Source organism: Peribacillus simplex, assembly GCF_001542915.1.
Taxonomy (GTDB): domain Bacteria; phylum Bacillota; class Bacilli; order Bacillales; family DSM-1321; genus Peribacillus; species Peribacillus simplex_B.
In genome coordinates this window covers 122818-138720 of record NZ_LNNH01000028.1, presented here as the reverse complement: position 1 = coordinate 138720, position 15903 = coordinate 122818, and the positions used below count along the sequence as shown (strand labels likewise).

The following is a 15903-nucleotide window of genomic DNA, read 5'->3' as shown; positions in this document are numbered from 1 at the left end:
TCAAGGAGGAAAACGAATGGTGTACGAGAAATTTTGGTCGGATAATCCTTTGATTGCTAAAAATAAAACGGAAATCAGGAAATTGGAAAAAGACGGGTTGAAGATCTTTGAAGATATTGCCCATTATGCCGCAAATGGTTTTGAATCGATTCCTAAAGAGGAATGGGATATGTTCAAATGGGCCGGCCTTTACCTGCAACGTCCCAAGGAAGCAGGCTACTGGATGATGCGTGTCGTTATTCCAGGAGGAATCGTCACATATGATCAACAAATCGCATTAGCGGGCATTGCTGAAGATTACGGCCGCGGTGTGTATGATATCACCACTCGTCAAGCCATCCAATTTCATTGGTTGACGATAGAGCAAGTACCGGATATCTTGAACCGTTTAGAGCGCGTGGGAATGACTACGGCCGGTGCTTGTGGTGATATTACCCGAAATATCATCGGGAATGCATTGGCAGGAATCGACCATGATGAACTTTTTGATACACGTGATGTCCTTTATGATGTTTTTGAATATTTCCGGCTGAATGAAGATTATTCGAATCTTCCAAGGAAATATAAAATGTCAATTAGTGCGAATATTCACAATGCCTCGAATGCTGAAATTAACTGCCTTTCTTTCAATCCTGCAACCAAGGAAATGGAAGGGAAAACCGAAGTTGGTTTTCATGTGAAGGTAGGCGGAGGATTATCCTCCGTCCCGATGCTGGCTGAGGAGCTTGATTTATTTATTTTACCTGAAAGAACCGTTGAAGTAGCAGCGGCAATCACGACGATATTTCGTGACTTTGGCTACCGTGAAAAGCGTCATCGCTCACGTTTGAAATTCCTCGTTGCGGATTGGGGTCCAGAGCAATTTCTCGAAAAATTGCTGGAATACACGGGACCGCTTCCCAAAAAAGGTGAAAGTGCAGTGAAGGGCTGGAATGCAGGGTACTTCTATGGGATCCATCAACAAAAACAAAAAGGACTCCATTATGTGGGTGTTAATATTCCGGTTGGTCGCCTAACTCCAGCGGAAGTGATCGAGTTTGCCGAACTGGCAAAAAACTATGGGAATGGTGAAATCCGTTACTGTAATTCCCAGAATCTAATCATTCCCAATGTCTCTGAGGAAAAACTTGAGGAATTGAAACGGGAATCCATCTTTGAAAGGTTTCCGTATCAACCTAAAAATTTCATAGGCTATTCCGTTTCTTGTACAGGCATTGAATATTGCAACCTTGCTCTCGTGGAAACCAAAAACAGGATGAGAAGCATTTCTGAAAGACTGGATAGGGAAATGGCACTTGATGTACCGGTTAGGATGCATATGGTAGGCTGTCCGAATAACTGTGGGCAACGGGCGATTGCTGAAATAGGCCTTCAGGGCATAAAGATGAAAAACCAGGATAAAAAAATGGTCGAAGCATTCGAAATATACGTAGGCGGTACCTTGCAAGAAGGCGGGAAATACAATGAAAAGCTTAAAGGGAAAGTGGAAGCTGAACAACTCTACCATGTGCTGAAAGAACTCATCCTGTTTTTCAAACAAACCAAGCTTCCAGCCGAAACCTTCCTTGATTTTGTGAAAAGGGTAGGAAAAGCGGAGCTGCAAATCAAGCTTGACGATATATTGGCTGAAGTGGCCGTTTAATGGGAGATGTAAGCAATCTATGAATCTATACCGTTTTGAAGTCACTATCGACGAAGTTCCAATCCACGTCATCATTGTCGCCGATTCGGATGAAAGAGCATTCCAGTTTGTTGATGTTGAGCTGGAAAAGCATTTTCTGAAAATGCCCGATGTGGAAGACATCTCCTTATACGAAAAAAAGCAACTAACTAATGGAGCTGGTTTCATTTTAACGAAGTTCGAAACGATTCTCTAAGGGAAGGCAGGTAGCAAAATGGGAAAAGTATATCTAGTAGGAGCCGGTCCCGGAGATCCAGATTTAATCACGATAAAAGGATTGAAATGCATTCAGGAAGCTGATGTCATTTTATACGATCGACTTGTCAACAAAGAGTTATTGAATCATGCAAAACCTGGCGTGGAATTGATCAATTGCGGGAAGCTACCGGACTATCATTTGTTGCAGCAAGAAACGATCAATCGTTTTTTGGTTAAATATGCAAAAAGGGGAAAGGTCGTAACCCGTTTGAAAGGCGGCGATCCTTTTGTCTTTGGAAGGGGCGGAGAGGAAGCGGAAGCTCTTGCCAAAAGTGGCGTAAGCTTTGAAATTGTCCCCGGAATCACGGCTGGAATCGCAGCGACGGCCTATGCAGGCATTCCCGTTACGCATAGGGACCATTCATCATCGTTTGCAATAGTTACTGGACATCGGAAAAAGGATGGAAAGGACGATATTAAGTGGGAATCCCTGGCGAAAGGCATTGATACATTAGCCATTTATATGGGAGTGAAGAACTTGCCATATATTCAAGGGAAACTCTTGGAGTATGGGAAAAATCCGGACACTCCGGTAGCTCTGATTCATTGGGGGACTTTAAAAAACCAAAAGACGGCCATCAGTACATTAACGAAGGTTGTGGAAACCGCACAAATCGAACAAATCTCCAATCCATGCATGATCGTAGTCGGAGATGTCGTTCATTTACGCGAAAAAATCAAATGGTTTGAAACAAAACAAACCGAAAATATGCTCGCGAATGAGGCTTATTAATGGAAGCAATTTTATACATATGCCATGGAAGCCGTGTTAAAGAAGCTTCAGTCCAGGCCATTGATTTTATAAAGGTTTGTATGAAATCACATCCAAACCCGATTCAGGAATATTGCTTTTTGGAATTGGAAGCCCCGTCGATTGAAGAAGCTTACGAACGATGCATACGACTAGGAGCGACAAGTATCATTGCCATCCCCGTCCTGTTACTGACTGCTGTACATGCGAAACATGATATTCCGGTCGTATTGGACAAAATGAAAAGTCGATATCCAGCTGTACCCTTGAAATATGGAAGGCCAATCGGTGTCAGTGACCGAATGGTTGACATCTTAGTGGAACGATTGGAAGAAACGAATGAAGAGGTTACCAAGGATTCTTTCATTTTGTTGGTTGGAAGAGGCAGCAGTGACCCCGACGTAAAACGGGATTTGGGACAGCTGGCTGACTTGCTTCGGAACAGGTTCCCAAAAAGCCAGGTGCAGGAATGCTATCTGACAGCTGCCGCACCAAGCTATGCCGAAGCATTGGAGATGGCTGCCGCCTCTCAATCCAACAAAGTTTTCATACTGCCCTACCTGTTGTTTACGGGTATATTGATGCAGTCCATCCAAAACGATTGGCAAAGAATTGCGAATGCCGAAGGGCGAAAAATCATCCTTTGTAATTATCTCGGTTATCACCCGAAAATTGAACGGATATTGAGAGACCGTATACATGAATTGAAGGGGGAGAGAGCTTGTGTATCCAATTACGCTTAATATCGAAAATAGGAAGTGTGTCATTATCGGCGGGGGAAAAATTGGTTACTTCAAAGCGCGCCCCTTATTGGATGCTGGAGCTGATGTGACCGTCGTTAGTCCTGACATATGCGAGGAATTCCGATTATTGGAAAGAGAAGGGGGAATTCGCGTTTCTTTAAAAGAAGTGGAAGAAGCTGACTATCGAGAAGCATTTTTAATCATCGTTGCAACAAATTCAGAAGAAGTAAATGAACGGGTGTACCGGAATGCCTCATCTAGTCAATTGGTGAACGTGATCAGTAATCATGAACTTGGTAATTTTCATATACCAGCAACCTTGAATCGGGGCATGCTTTCGATAAGTGTTTCGACTAATGGAGCTAGCCCGGCGCTCTCCAAAAAAATCAGGAATGATTTAGGGGACGTTTATGATGAATCATATGAGGAATATTTGGAATTCCTTTTTGAAGCAAGGATGATCATCAAGAAAAGCTTGTTAACAAATGAGGAAAAATCCAAACTATTGAAAGAATCGATTGCCGATATATATAAACATTCCACGAAAGAAAGATATCGCTTTTTAGCTAGGCTGTTGCCAGTAGAAGCTGAATTCAAATAAATCATCGGGCTGATCAGAAAAACTGAAGGCACCTAACCAACAAGTCATACCTTTTGGTTACGTGCCTTTTTTTCAGGCTCAATGACAGCCCATCGATTCTATGTTATCCAGTTTTTATTTTCGTTAAGAAGGGGAAGCTCATGAAAAAGTTAATTGTTTTAGCCTTTATCGGATTTTTAGCCCAATTAATCGATGGTTCACTTGGAATGGGATACGGAGTGAGTTCAACTTCCCTATTGCTGACATTTGGAATCGCACCGGCAGTGGCATCGGCATCCGTTCATTTATCCGAAGTGGTCACGACTGCTGTGTCAGGAGCTTCGCATATCAAATTTGGGAACGTGGACAAACATATGGTCTACCGTTTGATCATTCCTGGTTCGGTAGGGGCCTTTGTTGGTGCATGCTTTCTGAGCAACTTGCCTGCCGAACTGGCGAAACCGTATATTGCCGTATTTTTATTTGGGCTTGGGATATACGTTCTTTTTCGCTTTTTATTTATTTTCAAGCCTTCTAAGGAACATGAAACCTTTAGGCCATTAACCGTTAAGCAATCCATTCCGTTAGGGCTCTTTGCTGGATTTTGTGATGCTACTGGAGGTGGTGGATGGGGACCGATTGCAACGCCCGTCCTGTTGTCCAAAAAAGGGATGACTGCCAGAAAAGCCGTGGGAACGGTCGATACAAGCGAATTTGCCATCGCTTTCTTTGGAAGCCTGGGTTTTATCCTTTCACTTGGGTGGGAGGCAGTTAATTGGCTTTGGGTCGGGGCGTTAATCATGGGCGGGGTGGTTGCTGCACCGATTGCAGCCTGGCTCGTTCGGATGCTTCCGGCTCAATTAATGGGCGTCTTGGTCGGGGGATTCATCATCTTAATAAATGTACGAACGCTTTTAACAACATGGGTCCCGATTGAAGCACATGTGTATATCTATATTGGTATAGTCGTATTGTGGGTTTTTGGAATCCTGCTTACCCTCAATAAGATGTCCACAGCAAAAAAACATGAACACTTGGAGCAACAGCAGCGTGTGTCCTAGTTAAGAATCAAAAGGAAGTTATTCCCTATTCTGCTAATTCGTCAGTCATATCAAAGAGCGATTGGAGTCATTTCTCAAGGCACTAATGATAGGCGGGATTTTCCATCTTCCCTCATCCCTATTGCATGAAACGAGAATGCTGACTTCATTTTCCCTGTGCCTTCATTACCAAAATATAAGTATTTGATCGTATGTATAAGCAGCAGAGCCTACTTTATGGCCTGCTGCTGTTCAAATGTTTGGACCGTATTTGTATATAACTCAATGAGCGGTAATATGTTTTTTTTGCTATCGAATTGATTCACTACCAATTTCCGTAAATCCCGACCTGTTTGCAAACCAATATCCGATCTAAGGAGGTTACGCAGGTCGCGATAAAGCAACGCTTGGGTGCATGTCTGCTCTGCAGCGTGATCCCCGAAATAACACTCCCACGCTTGTTGAAAGTTATTCCTGTTCACTTCTCCAAAGTATCCTAGATTTCCACAAGAAATGACTGGTTTTTCGCATGCCATTGCTTCCAAAGCAACCCTGCCTGTACCCACCACATAGTCTGCAACTGCGTAATAGTCCTTCACATCCTTTTGTTCCCCGGTGAAATGAATGAAATCCTCCTTACATGAGGTCTGGATACTTGCTGCCATGCTCTTGATATCCTTCAATTGCCGTCCGTTCCCGACGACGATTACATGCAGGTTGGAAATATCCTTTAATTTTAACTCCCTGCAGGCCTTAATTAATAGCATGCAGATTTTTCCTTTATGCCGAGTTATTCTGCTGCAGTAAACAATGACTTTGGCATTCAGGGGAATATTCATTTTCTTTCTTAATTCCATTGAAGGAGAAGGGGAAAATAGCGCGGTATCAATTCCATTTGCTATCACTTCAATTTCCTTCGCAAACAATGGCTGAAGCCGTTTTTTTACTGGGTCGCTAACTGCAATCGCAGCATCTGTCAGCTGCAGCACACTTTTTATATCACTTTCGGGAAAGTAGGTGCCATGCAGTGTGAAGATGAACGGAATATTGGCGATTTTCGCTGCTTTGGCAGAGATGTGGCCGGAATTGATCTGGTGGCCATGCACGAGTGTTATCTGTTCTTGCTGTAACAAATCTACAAGGTTGCTTAATACGATTGATCCCGTTCCTGATTTCATCGTGAATGTTGCAGGAAAATCCATATTATGAATGGCGCAACCCGTCTCCCGCAAACGACTTATCATACTTCCGTCTCCTGTTACTACTGCAGTATAGATTCCTCTAGCCTGCAGCTCCTTTACGAGACTTAGCACATGAGTTTCCGTTCCGCTTACATCCAGGGTATCCAACACCATCATGACTCTGATTGGCTTCATGTTCGCATGCCCCTTATGTGAAAGGTGTCGGTTGCGCTTAAACGTTTCCTGATAACGCGATTACCCTTATTTAATGGTGCAATAATACCTGGATTAGCAGGAAGAGCACTTATGAATGAAGGGGAGATATCTTTTCTTGGTAATGAGTTCAGACATTTTTTGGTTGGTCCGAATGTTTCGGAGCACGATGGAAATACGATGTTTTCGCTATCCGTTCTTCGTTTATACGTCACATTTATCACCTCATCCGTATCATATTCCGCGCTTTAAAGAAATGGACATGGTTTTGAACATCCTTCATAAAAAATATTAAGTTAGTAAAAAAAGGTTGTTTAGTCCAAGCCGAAAACAACATTCGTCAATATACTACTTTTGAAGCCATATAGAAAGGAGCAGCAAAATGTCAAGATCCTCAAAGGAATCAAGTGGATCAAGGAATTCAAGAAGATCGAATTTAGGTAAAATATTAGCAAAATTGCAGACCGAAAATTCATTTTCAGTAGCAACCATACCGGGATTCACGCTTGCGATCGACAACGAGTTCAGTGCTGTACTAAAAAAGGGAAAGGGGGAACATTGCAAAAAGGAAGAGAGTAAGAAGTGTGAACACAAGCAAGATGAGAATAGAAAAGATGATCGCATAAAAGACAATCAAAAAGGTGGTAAAAAAATGAGCAGCAAGAAAGAATGTAAAAAGAATTATTGCGAATACCTCTATTATAAGTGGCTTATTGAAAATGGCAACGATACGCCAGATACACCAGACTTCCCCGATACACCAGGTATTCCGGGAGACCCATTCAGTGATTTAAGAAGGGTTTTATTTAGATTATTAGGAAGAACTGTAACGGTTTCCACTGATTTTGCACCGGTGACGGGAATTTTAAGTGCAATTGAAGCTGATTATATCGTCATTAGTGAAGCAGCTGGTACTGTCGTATTCGTTCCATTCCGTGCCATCAATTCTGTTAGAGAGCCTATATAAGGAGGAGAATGCATTGTTATCTAGTATTTTTTTCAATCAATTAAGACATTATATCGGGAACCCGGTCGAAGTGGCAACAAGCAGTGATTTATTTGAGGGAGTTTTACATGTAGTGACCGATGAAATCGTTCGCTTAACGGAAACATCCGGTGGTTATGAAGGCGATTTGGATATCATCACCATTCCATTAAATCAAATTAACTATGTTCGTGTAGATAACGCACAATAAGTAATATGAAGAAGCAGCCATCTATAAGGTGGCTGTTTCTTTTCACCGAATAAGTGCAGTTGCTCCGGCTTTCAAAAGGATCTTGACACTGCCGATAAACCTTCCAATCACACATAGGAAAAATGCTTATGTGTGATTTTTTCTTGTGCCTGAATCACTGGATACAATAAGTTGCAATATCGGTATCGAATACATAGGAAATGGGCGTTTTTTGGATATGTTCGTGTGGGAAGGGTGTAAGGGTAGTTAATTATTGTTCCATTTTGTACAATGAATGGAAGAGAGACATGAAAAGGAGTGATAATCAATGGAAGGAATAGATGATCATTTAAAGATGAATCTCGATATTTTGTTTGTTGGCTTCAATCCAAGCATACGTTCCGGGGAAACAGGACATCATTATGCAAACCCTAACAACCGTTTTTGGAAAATCCTCCATGAATCAGGTTTGACCCCGAGGAAATATGCCCCTGATGAAGATCTTACCTTATTGGATTTGGGGTATGGGTTCACGAATATCGTTTCCAGGCCTACAAAAGGGGCGGATGATATCACTAAGGCAGAATACAGCAAGGGAAGAGAGCAATTAAAAGCAAAAATTGAAAAGTATAAGCCTAAACTTGTCTGTTTCGTAGGCAAGGGTGTTTATCAGGAATATCGTCAATCACGACATATCGCTTGGGGCCTGCAGGAAGATCCCCTATCCAATGCGACGATGGAATTCGTCGCACCATCCTCCAGCGGCTTGGTGAGAATGAAGATCGAAGAAATCATCGAAATATATCGAGAATTGCCGATTCTGCTCGATAAGCCGGTAACTGAAAGAACTGCAAAGTAAAAAGCAAGAAGCAGGTGACGCAAATCTGTACGATTTTTTCTTTCAATCTATACTTAGCATTTTAAGGATAGGCCGAAAAACCCAGTAATGGATTTCCATTACTGGTTTTTTCGTTCCTACCTGGAATCATGCACGAACGAATGAACCGTGGACTGACTACCCATCGCGTAGGCAGATGACGCTTTTTACTGAACAAGGAAAGCTTGATTATCAAAAAAGGCATTGACCACATAAACTAGGGTGAAAGTACTTTTAAAAGGTGTTGTAGGTAAATGAATTGTAAGCGCTTCGAAATCTAAAAGAAAAAACGGATGTTTAGAATGCGGTAGTCTGTCAACAATGGAAATGAGGAAATAACTATGGAGGTGTTCTATAAATGAATGTAAATGGTGCCCTAGAGGTTCTCGATCGCATGCGGCTTACTAATGGTGCATATACTGCCAGCGTTTCCAACGATTATAATTATGTTTGGATAAGGGATGTGGTATATACAGTACTTCCTTTTATAAATGACCCATCCAATCGTTATGAAAAGGCCTATCATGCCTTATTCGACTTATTTCAAACCTATGAATGGAAGATAGATATTCACACTGAGCAAAAACCTCAGTATCTATTCGAATATATCCACTCGAGATATTCCACTGAGCTGAAGGAGCTGCCCGAAGAGTGGGGGCATGCTCAAAATGATGCAATCGGTGCTTTTTTGTGGGGCGTCGGCGAAGGATATAGGCATGGGAAAAAGGTGATCCGAGATGGACGTGATTTACAAATCGTTCAAAAGCTGGTTCATTACTTGGAATGCCTGCAATATTGGCAGTCGGAAGATAATGGGATGTGGGAAGAGAACATCGAAATACACGCTTCGAGCATCGGTGCATGTGTAGCCGGTTTGAATTCAGTCAAGATGCTCGTCAACGTAAAGGAAGAACTGATCAAAAAGGGAGAAGAGGCACTCCGCTTTCTTCTTCCTAGGGAAAGCTATTCTAAAGAGGCGGATTTAGCCCTTTTATCCTTAATATATCCTTATCGACTCGTCGACAGGGAAATAGCCCTTAAAATTTTGAATAATGTTACAAGTCTCCTTGAAAGAACAAACGGGTGTATTCGTTACGAAAATGATCTTTATTATAATGAAGGCCGGGAAGCGGAATGGTGCTTCGGGCTCCCTTGGTTGGGGTTATGCTTTCTTGAACTTGGCATGGTGAATAAGGCCATGGAGTATATAGAAAAAACGAAAAGGATCATTCCGGAAAATTGGGAAGTCCCCGAGTTATATATTGGCGGAAGTGATATCCCTAACAAAAATACACCATTGGCATGGTCCGTATCTTTGTCTTATCTTTTCTTGACGAAAACCGACATGCTTCGCTCAGAACAAGCGACATGAATTATTCATATACGGTAACGTAGAGCTCTTCCAATAAAAAGGGAAGAGCTTTTATTGAAATAATGATTTTTTTACATAATCTGGTTGATTTTTTGCAAATAAATGTTTTAATTTTCAAAAAAACGGGCATTTATTACAATATCTTCACCTCCATTGAAGGATTAATGTTATTTTCACCGAATATATATAATAACTGGGGAAGGATGATGAAATGTTATCGAGTTCATATTGATGGAGGGGTTTTATTGAATACAATTTTGGATCAGCTGCAAGAGAATTATCCAAGCGATTTTGATTTATATCTGTTTCATGAAGGGACCCTTTATGAAAGCTATAAGATGCTTGGGGCACACATAATCACATCTTTAGGTAAAGAAGGAGTTAGGTTTGCCGTTTGGGCCCCCCATGCCAAGCAAGTATCGGTAGTAGGTAATTTTAATGATTGGGACGGAACCGATCATGTGATGAATCGGGTCGAGCGTTCAGGTATCTGGGTGTTGTTCGTACCAGGACTTCAAGAAGGGGAACTATACAAATACGAAATACATACACCTGGAAATAAACGTATCCTTAAAGCCGATCCATATGCCTTTTATTCGGAAGTCAGACCAAATACAGCTTCAATTGTCAAAAGGCTGGATAATTTTGAATGGCAAGATTCGAAGTGGATAACCGATCGGAAAAAGGAAAACATCTATCATAGGCCCATGTCCATTTATGAAGTGCACCCAGGCACATGGAAACAGAAAAAGAATGGCGAATTTTATTCTTACCGTGAACTGGCCGATAGATTAGTTGAGTATGTGATTGATAATAGTTTTACACAAATAGAAATCATGGCAATAATGGAACACCCATTCGATAAGTCTTGGGGATACCAGGTTACCGGTTATTATTCGGTAAACAGCCGTTTCGGTTCACCGGAAGATTTCAAGTATTTGATCAACAAATGCCATCAACATGGCATAGGAGTCATCCTGGACTGGGTTCCCGCCCATTTTTGTAAGGATGCCCATGGACTTTCCCGTTTCGATGGCACACCTCTCTATGAACCTATTGATCATAATAGGGCAGAACGTCCGTTATGGGGCACATATAACTTCGATTTCAGCAAACCGGAAGTCATAAGCTTCCTAATTTCAAATGTGATGTTTTGGATGGAGGTATACCATATCGATGGTGTCCGTGTCGATGCGGTATCGTCAATGGTGTATTTAAATCATGACAATCCTTTGCCGGTCAAATTGAAAAATCAAAATGGCGGGGAGGAAAATCTAGAAGCGATCGAATTTCTGCAAAGGCTCAATGAAGCAGTTTTCAAGAAATATCCTCATGCATTAATGATGGCTGAAGAAGCAACAGATCGCCCACTTATAACCTATCCAACCGATATGGGCGGGCTTGGTTTTAATTATAAATGGAATATGGGATGGACGAACGACATCCTTCGATACATGAAATTGGAAACGGGTGAGAGGCCATACCATCATAACCTTTTGACCTTCTCATTTTTCTATGCTTTTTCAGAAAATTTCGTATTGCCGTTCTCTCATGATGAAGTAGTTCATGGCAAGAAGTCGTTATTAAATAAGATGCCAGGTGACTATTGGCAGAAATTCGCAAATTTGCGACTGCTCTTCGGTTATTTCATGACGCATCCTGGAAAAAAGCTTCTCTTCATGGGTGGCGAATTCGGCCAATTCATCGAATGGAAAGATGAGGAGCAATTGGATTGGCTGCTCTTGGAATATGAATCTCATGAGAAACTTTCTTATTATTTTCGGACCCTGCAGTCATTCTATAAAGAAACCTCTTCATTATGGAGACTTGATCATGTCCAGGAGGGGTTTGAATGGATAGATCCAAACAATAGTAGTCAGAGTATCATTACCTTTATGAGGAAAGGTAAGCGAAAAGGCGATTATTGTATTGTGGTCTGTAATTTTTCTGCACAGACTCATGATCAATATCGGATTGGCGTGCCATCTCATGGTAAATATATTGAGGTCTTCAACAGTGATTCCGAGGATTTCGGAGGATCTGGTCAGGTCAACGAGCAACCCATTGCTGTTAAAAAAGAACCTTATCATAATCAACCATTCAGTATGGAAATAACTGTACCTCCATTAGGCGTTTCTATTTATATGAAGCAAACAAAAAAAAGACGGGGGAGAGTGAACGAATAATGGGAGCAAAAAAATGGATAGCAATGTTATTGGCAGGAGGCCAGGGTTCAAGGTTAGGTGAACTGACCATCGGGTTGGCAAAACCAGCTGTTCCTTTCGGCGGTAAATATAGAATCATCGATTTTCCATTGAGTAACTGCACTCATTCTGGTATTGATACGGTAGGGGTACTGACCCAATATCAGCCATTGATTTTAAATGATTATGTTGGGAACGGGAAAGCATGGGATCTAGATCTGGATGTTGGCGGAGTCTCCGTCCTTCCGCCATATCAAGGCAAAGAAGGCGGTGAATGGTATAAAGGAACGGCAAACGCCGTTTATCAAAATATCCAATATATTGACAACTATGATCCGGAGCACGTACTCATCCTTTCCGGTGACCATATTTATAAAATGGATTACAGTAAGATGCTGGATTATCATGTCGAAAAGAATGCAGAGGCAACGATAGCCGTCATTCAAGTACCATGGCAAGAAGCAAGCCGATTTGGGATCATGAATACAAATGACGAGGATAAGATCACCCAATTCGATGAAAAACCTAAATATCCAAAGAGTAACCTCGCGTCAATGGGTGTCTACCTTTTCAATTGGAAGAAGCTAAGACAATATTTGATAAATGATGAAAAAGATGCGGATTCTTCTAATGACTTTGGCAGCAACATCATTCCAAAGATGCTGGAAGACAGAAAGAAGCTGTATGCCTACCGTTTTAATGAATACTGGAAAGATGTCGGAACCGTCGAGAGCCTCTGGCAGGCACATATGGATTTATTGGAGGAAAAACCGAATTTCCAGCTGGATGATCAGCACTGGAAGATTTTTGCCCGCAATGCCAATCACCCTCCGCAATATATCTCAGCAAATGCCGAGGTCAGTCAGTCACTTATCAATGAAGGATGCATGATCGACGGGAACATCGATCACTCGGTGCTATCCTACAATGTTAAGGTCGGCTATGGTTCAACCATTAAAGATTCAGTCATCATGCCCAATGTGACCATTGGTGAAAATGTTCATATTGAACGAAGCATCATTGCCAGCAATTGCATAATTGAAGATGGGGCAGTCGTAGGGAATTCGGCGGTAACTTCCGATATTACCTTAATCGGCGAAAATCAGACCATTATCAATCCAAATAAAAAGAAAATTACTCTTAACTAGAAAAAGGGGAAGATGCTATGGAAAATGTGTTGGGTATTATTAACTTAATCAATGAAAAACAACATTTAAAAGAGCTGACTGCTCATCGTAATGTGGCATCCGTACCATTTGGAGGACGCTACCGTTTGATTGACTTCACAATGTCTAACTTCATTAACGCCGATGTATCAAAGGTAGCCGTTTTCCCTAAGGAAAAATATCTTTCGGTCATGGATCATCTTGGTTCAGGTAAGGAATGGAATCTGGATAGACGTTCAGGAGGACTGTTCATCCTGCCGCCCATCCATCCCGACGAAACAGTAACTGGCGATATGAAACAATTTTATGATCACCTCAGCTTTTTCGAACGGGCAGCGGCTGATACTGTCATCATTTCCCCGGGATGCCATGTATCCAAATTGGATTTTAATGATGTGCTTGCTTATCATAAAAAACATGATGCGGATATAACCGTCGTCTATAAAGACTATGTCGGCGAATTGATTGAAAAACCGATTTATCACACATGCTCGGTCGATTCCGATGAAGATATCACGGACATCAGTTTTTACACGATCCCTAGGCCAGGAGACCATGTTTGTTTAGAAACCTTCATCATAAGCAAGACCTTATTGGTTAAATTGATTAAAAGCTGTGTAGCGAATGGGGAATATGACTTTTTGAAAGATGCAGTGAAAGCCAATCTCCATCGCTTTACAGTCAAAGGTTACAACTTTACTGGAGATATGCCATTTATCCATTCAATTGAAAGCTTCCATTCCAGTAATATGAATTTCCTTAACCCTGCCGTCATCCGTTCCTTTTTCGGAGACACATGGGATGTTTATACAAAAATCAAGCATGAAGCGCCGACAAAATACTCACGTTCTTCGAATGTTACCAATTCGTTAATTGCAAATGGTTGTGACATTGAAGGAACAGTGGAGAACAGCATTCTTTTCCGAGGGGTAAAGGTAAAAAAAGGCGCAATCATCAGGAATAGCATCATCATGCAAAAAGGTGAAATCGAAGAAGGTGCTATCGTCGAAAATACGATAACGGATAAAGAAGTGAAAATAACCAAGGAAAAAGCGGTCATTGGCAGGAAACAGCCGGCTGTAATAAAAAAAGCGGAAGTCATTTAATAGAGGAGGTGCGGCAATGAACATAGTATTCGCTGCTTCGGAATGCGCCCCCTTCATAAAAACGGGAGGGCTCGGAGACGTAATAGGCGCACTCCCGAAAGCACTACTAAAACAGGGAGTCCATGTAAGTGTCATTCTTCCTAAATATGAGGATCTCCCTTTTCAGTTCAAACAGGAAATGACGCATATGACAAGTATTGAAGTTCCTGTAGGTTGGCGTCAGCAGTTTTGTGGAATCGAGAAGCTTGTCGCAAATGGAATTACATATTATTTTTTGGATAACGAATATTATTTCAAAAGACATGGGAGTTATGGTTTCTTCGATGATGGCGAAAGGTTCGCCTTCTTTTCCCGTGCCATATTGGAGGCTTTGCCATACTTAGATGAAAAGCCCGATATCGTGCACTGTCATGATTGGCAGACGGGCCTAGTCAGTGTATTGCTGAAAGCGCACTATCATAATCATCCTTTCTATCAGGATATAAAAACGGTCTTTACGATACATAATTTACGATATCAAGGGGTCTATTCCAAAACGGTATTGGCCGAACTGCTGGATTTAAGTGAGTTATATTTTAATATCGATGGTCTTGAATTTCATGGGAATGTAAGTTATTTGAAAGCTGGCTTAGCATTTTCCAATATCGTCACAACGGTAAGCCAAAGTTATGCGGAGGAAATTCAAAGCCCCTATTTTGGTGAGAATCTGGATGGATTTTTACGCAAAAGAAATGGTGACCTTAAAGGCATCATCAATGGAATCGATTATGAAGAATATGATCCTTGCACAGATGAATACCTTGCTGTTCCCTACGATTCCTATGAAGGGAAGCTGGAGAATAAACGCCAGTTGCAGGAATCGCTGAATCTTCCAGTGAGTGATGATACACCGGTAATATCCATGGTGACAAGGCTCGTTGACCAAAAGGGAATCGATCTCATTCTCCACGTTTTTCATGAAATGATGAACCAGGGCATCCAATTCATCCTTTTGGGTACAGGGGAGGAGCAATTTGAATCGGCCTTTCGTCATTTAGCTGAACAGTATCCGAATCAAGTTTCCGTCAATACCTATTTTGATGAGGGCTTAGCAAGGCGTATCTATGCAGGATCTGATATATTCCTGATGCCTTCCCAATTCGAGCCGTGTGGAATCGGCCAGCTTCTGGCGATGCGGTATGGCACCCTTCCATTAGTTAGGGAAACCGGCGGGCTCCGTGATACGGTCATTCCCTACAATCAATTTACTGGTGAAGGGAATGGCTTCAGTTTTACGAATTATAATGCACACGATATGCTTCATACCATTGAGCAATCAGTGGGGCTGTACAAATTCCAGCCGAAGCGGTGGAAGAGTCTGGTCGAACGTGCCATGAAGCTGGACTTTAGTTGGACTTCTTCCTCCTCGGCTTATATTAAGCTGTATGAGAGCCTGCTTCCCGTCATGAAACGATAGGAATTACACAAAACACCTGCGAAAATAAATCTTCGTAGGTGTTTTGTTTCTTTTACCATCAATTATGGGTATATGTTTAAATGTATATAAAATATTGCTG

15 protein-coding genes are annotated in these 15903 nt (G+C 41.7%); 14 read left to right on the top strand and 1 reads right to left on the bottom strand.

Annotated elements, in window-relative coordinates; all coding sequences use genetic code 11:
* The first annotated feature begins 16 nt into the window (after positions 1-16).
* From AS888_RS14850 to AS888_RS14825, 6 genes are all read left to right on the top strand, one after another.
* Positions 17-1642, top strand: coding sequence for a nitrite/sulfite reductase (locus tag AS888_RS14850; RefSeq protein ID WP_061142924.1), 1626 nt, complete (start codon positions 17-19; stop codon positions 1640-1642).
* Positions 1643-1661: 19 nt separating this feature from the next.
* A complete protein-coding gene (locus AS888_RS14845) occupies positions 1662-1877 on the top strand; it encodes a DUF3906 family protein (protein ID WP_061142923.1) in 216 nt (71 codons plus the stop codon).
* Positions 1878-1895: 18 nt separating this feature from the next.
* Positions 1896-2672, top strand: a complete 777-nt coding sequence (gene cobA / locus AS888_RS14840; RefSeq protein WP_061142922.1) for a uroporphyrinogen-III C-methyltransferase — start codon at positions 1896-1898, stop codon at positions 2670-2672.
* The gene (locus tag AS888_RS14835; RefSeq protein WP_061142921.1) at positions 2672-3433 is read left to right on the top strand and encodes a sirohydrochlorin chelatase; all 762 of its coding nucleotides are present in this window, start codon (positions 2672-2674) and stop codon (positions 3431-3433) included. The genes cobA and AS888_RS14835 overlap by 1 nt, the downstream gene beginning before the upstream one ends.
* A complete protein-coding gene (locus AS888_RS14830; protein ID WP_061142920.1) occupies positions 3414-4034 on the top strand; it encodes an NAD(P)-binding protein in 621 nt (206 codons plus the stop codon). The genes AS888_RS14835 and AS888_RS14830 overlap by 20 nt, the downstream gene beginning before the upstream one ends.
* A 140-nt stretch (positions 4035-4174) precedes the next feature.
* Positions 4175-5074, top strand: a complete 900-nt coding sequence (locus AS888_RS14825) for a sulfite exporter TauE/SafE family protein (protein ID WP_061142919.1) — start codon at positions 4175-4177, stop codon at positions 5072-5074.
* Between the two features lie 209 nt (positions 5075-5283).
* Here AS888_RS14825 and AS888_RS14820 read toward each other — a convergent pair whose 3' ends face one another.
* A complete protein-coding gene (locus AS888_RS14820) occupies positions 5284-6429 on the bottom strand; it encodes a glycosyltransferase (protein WP_061142918.1) in 1146 nt (381 codons plus the stop codon).
* A 400-nt stretch (positions 6430-6829) separates the two neighbouring features.
* Between AS888_RS14820 and AS888_RS14815 the strand changes: the two genes are divergently transcribed.
* The 8 genes from AS888_RS14815 to glgA all read left to right on the top strand — a co-directional run bounded on the left by AS888_RS14815 (position 6830) and on the right by glgA (position 15803).
* Positions 6830-7414, top strand: coding sequence for a DUF2642 domain-containing protein (locus tag AS888_RS14815; RefSeq protein WP_061142917.1), 585 nt, complete (start codon positions 6830-6832; stop codon positions 7412-7414).
* 13 nt (positions 7415-7427) lie between these two features.
* Entirely contained in the window at positions 7428-7643 is a 216-nt protein-coding gene (locus AS888_RS14810) for an LSm family protein (RefSeq protein ID WP_061142916.1), read from the top strand.
* A 307-nt stretch (positions 7644-7950) separates the two neighbouring features.
* Positions 7951-8481 carry a mismatch-specific DNA-glycosylase gene (locus AS888_RS14805; RefSeq protein ID WP_061142915.1) on the top strand — a complete coding sequence of 177 codons (531 nt, stop codon included), beginning with the start codon at positions 7951-7953 and terminating at the stop codon, positions 8479-8481.
* A gap of 376 nt (positions 8482-8857) precedes the next feature.
* A complete protein-coding gene (locus tag AS888_RS14800; RefSeq protein WP_061142914.1) occupies positions 8858-9871 on the top strand; it encodes a glycoside hydrolase family 15 protein in 1014 nt (337 codons plus the stop codon).
* A gap of 245 nt (positions 9872-10116) precedes the next feature.
* Entirely contained in the window at positions 10117-12057 is a 1941-nt protein-coding gene (glgB, locus tag AS888_RS14795) for a 1,4-alpha-glucan branching protein GlgB (protein ID WP_260320221.1), read from the top strand.
* Complete coding sequence (locus AS888_RS14790; RefSeq protein ID WP_061142913.1) at positions 12057-13223, top strand: glucose-1-phosphate adenylyltransferase; 1167 nt, start codon at positions 12057-12059, stop codon at positions 13221-13223. Before glgB ends, AS888_RS14790 begins: the two co-directional genes overlap by 1 nt.
* A gap of 17 nt (positions 13224-13240) precedes the next feature.
* Positions 13241-14347, top strand: coding sequence for a glucose-1-phosphate adenylyltransferase subunit GlgD (gene glgD / locus AS888_RS14785; protein ID WP_061142912.1), 1107 nt, complete (start codon positions 13241-13243; stop codon positions 14345-14347).
* Between the two features lie 16 nt (positions 14348-14363).
* Positions 14364-15803, top strand: a complete 1440-nt coding sequence (gene glgA / locus AS888_RS14780; protein WP_061142911.1) for a glycogen synthase GlgA — start codon at positions 14364-14366, stop codon at positions 15801-15803.
* Positions 15804-15903: the final 100 nt, after the last annotated feature.

Excerpts from the sequence above, each read along its gene's own strand:
- AS888_RS14835 (WP_061142921.1), top strand. The coding sequence starts at position 2,672 with ATGGAAGCAATTTTATACATATGCCATGGAAGCCGTGTTAAAGAAGCT.
- AS888_RS14850 (WP_061142924.1), top strand. The coding sequence starts at position 17 with ATGGTGTACGAGAAATTTTGGTCGGATAATCCTTTGATTGCTAAAAAT.
- AS888_RS14825 (WP_061142919.1), top strand. The coding sequence starts at position 4,175 with ATGAAAAAGTTAATTGTTTTAGCCTTTATCGGATTTTTAGCCCAATTA.
- glgA (WP_061142911.1), top strand. The coding sequence starts at position 14,364 with ATGAACATAGTATTCGCTGCTTCGGAATGCGCCCCCTTCATAAAAACG.
- AS888_RS14845 (WP_061142923.1), top strand. The coding sequence starts at position 1,662 with ATGAATCTATACCGTTTTGAAGTCACTATCGACGAAGTTCCAATCCAC.
- AS888_RS14790 (WP_061142913.1), top strand. The coding sequence starts at position 12,057 with ATGGGAGCAAAAAAATGGATAGCAATGTTATTGGCAGGAGGCCAGGGT.
- AS888_RS14820 (WP_061142918.1), bottom strand. The coding sequence starts at position 6,429 with ATGAAGCCAATCAGAGTCATGATGGTGTTGGATACCCTGGATGTAAGC.
- AS888_RS14800 (WP_061142914.1), top strand. The coding sequence starts at position 8,858 with ATGAATGTAAATGGTGCCCTAGAGGTTCTCGATCGCATGCGGCTTACT.
- glgD (WP_061142912.1), top strand. The coding sequence starts at position 13,241 with ATGGAAAATGTGTTGGGTATTATTAACTTAATCAATGAAAAACAACAT.
- cobA (WP_061142922.1), top strand. The coding sequence starts at position 1,896 with ATGGGAAAAGTATATCTAGTAGGAGCCGGTCCCGGAGATCCAGATTTA.
- AS888_RS14805 (WP_061142915.1), top strand. The coding sequence starts at position 7,951 with ATGGAAGGAATAGATGATCATTTAAAGATGAATCTCGATATTTTGTTT.
- AS888_RS14815 (WP_061142917.1), top strand. The coding sequence starts at position 6,830 with ATGTCAAGATCCTCAAAGGAATCAAGTGGATCAAGGAATTCAAGAAGA.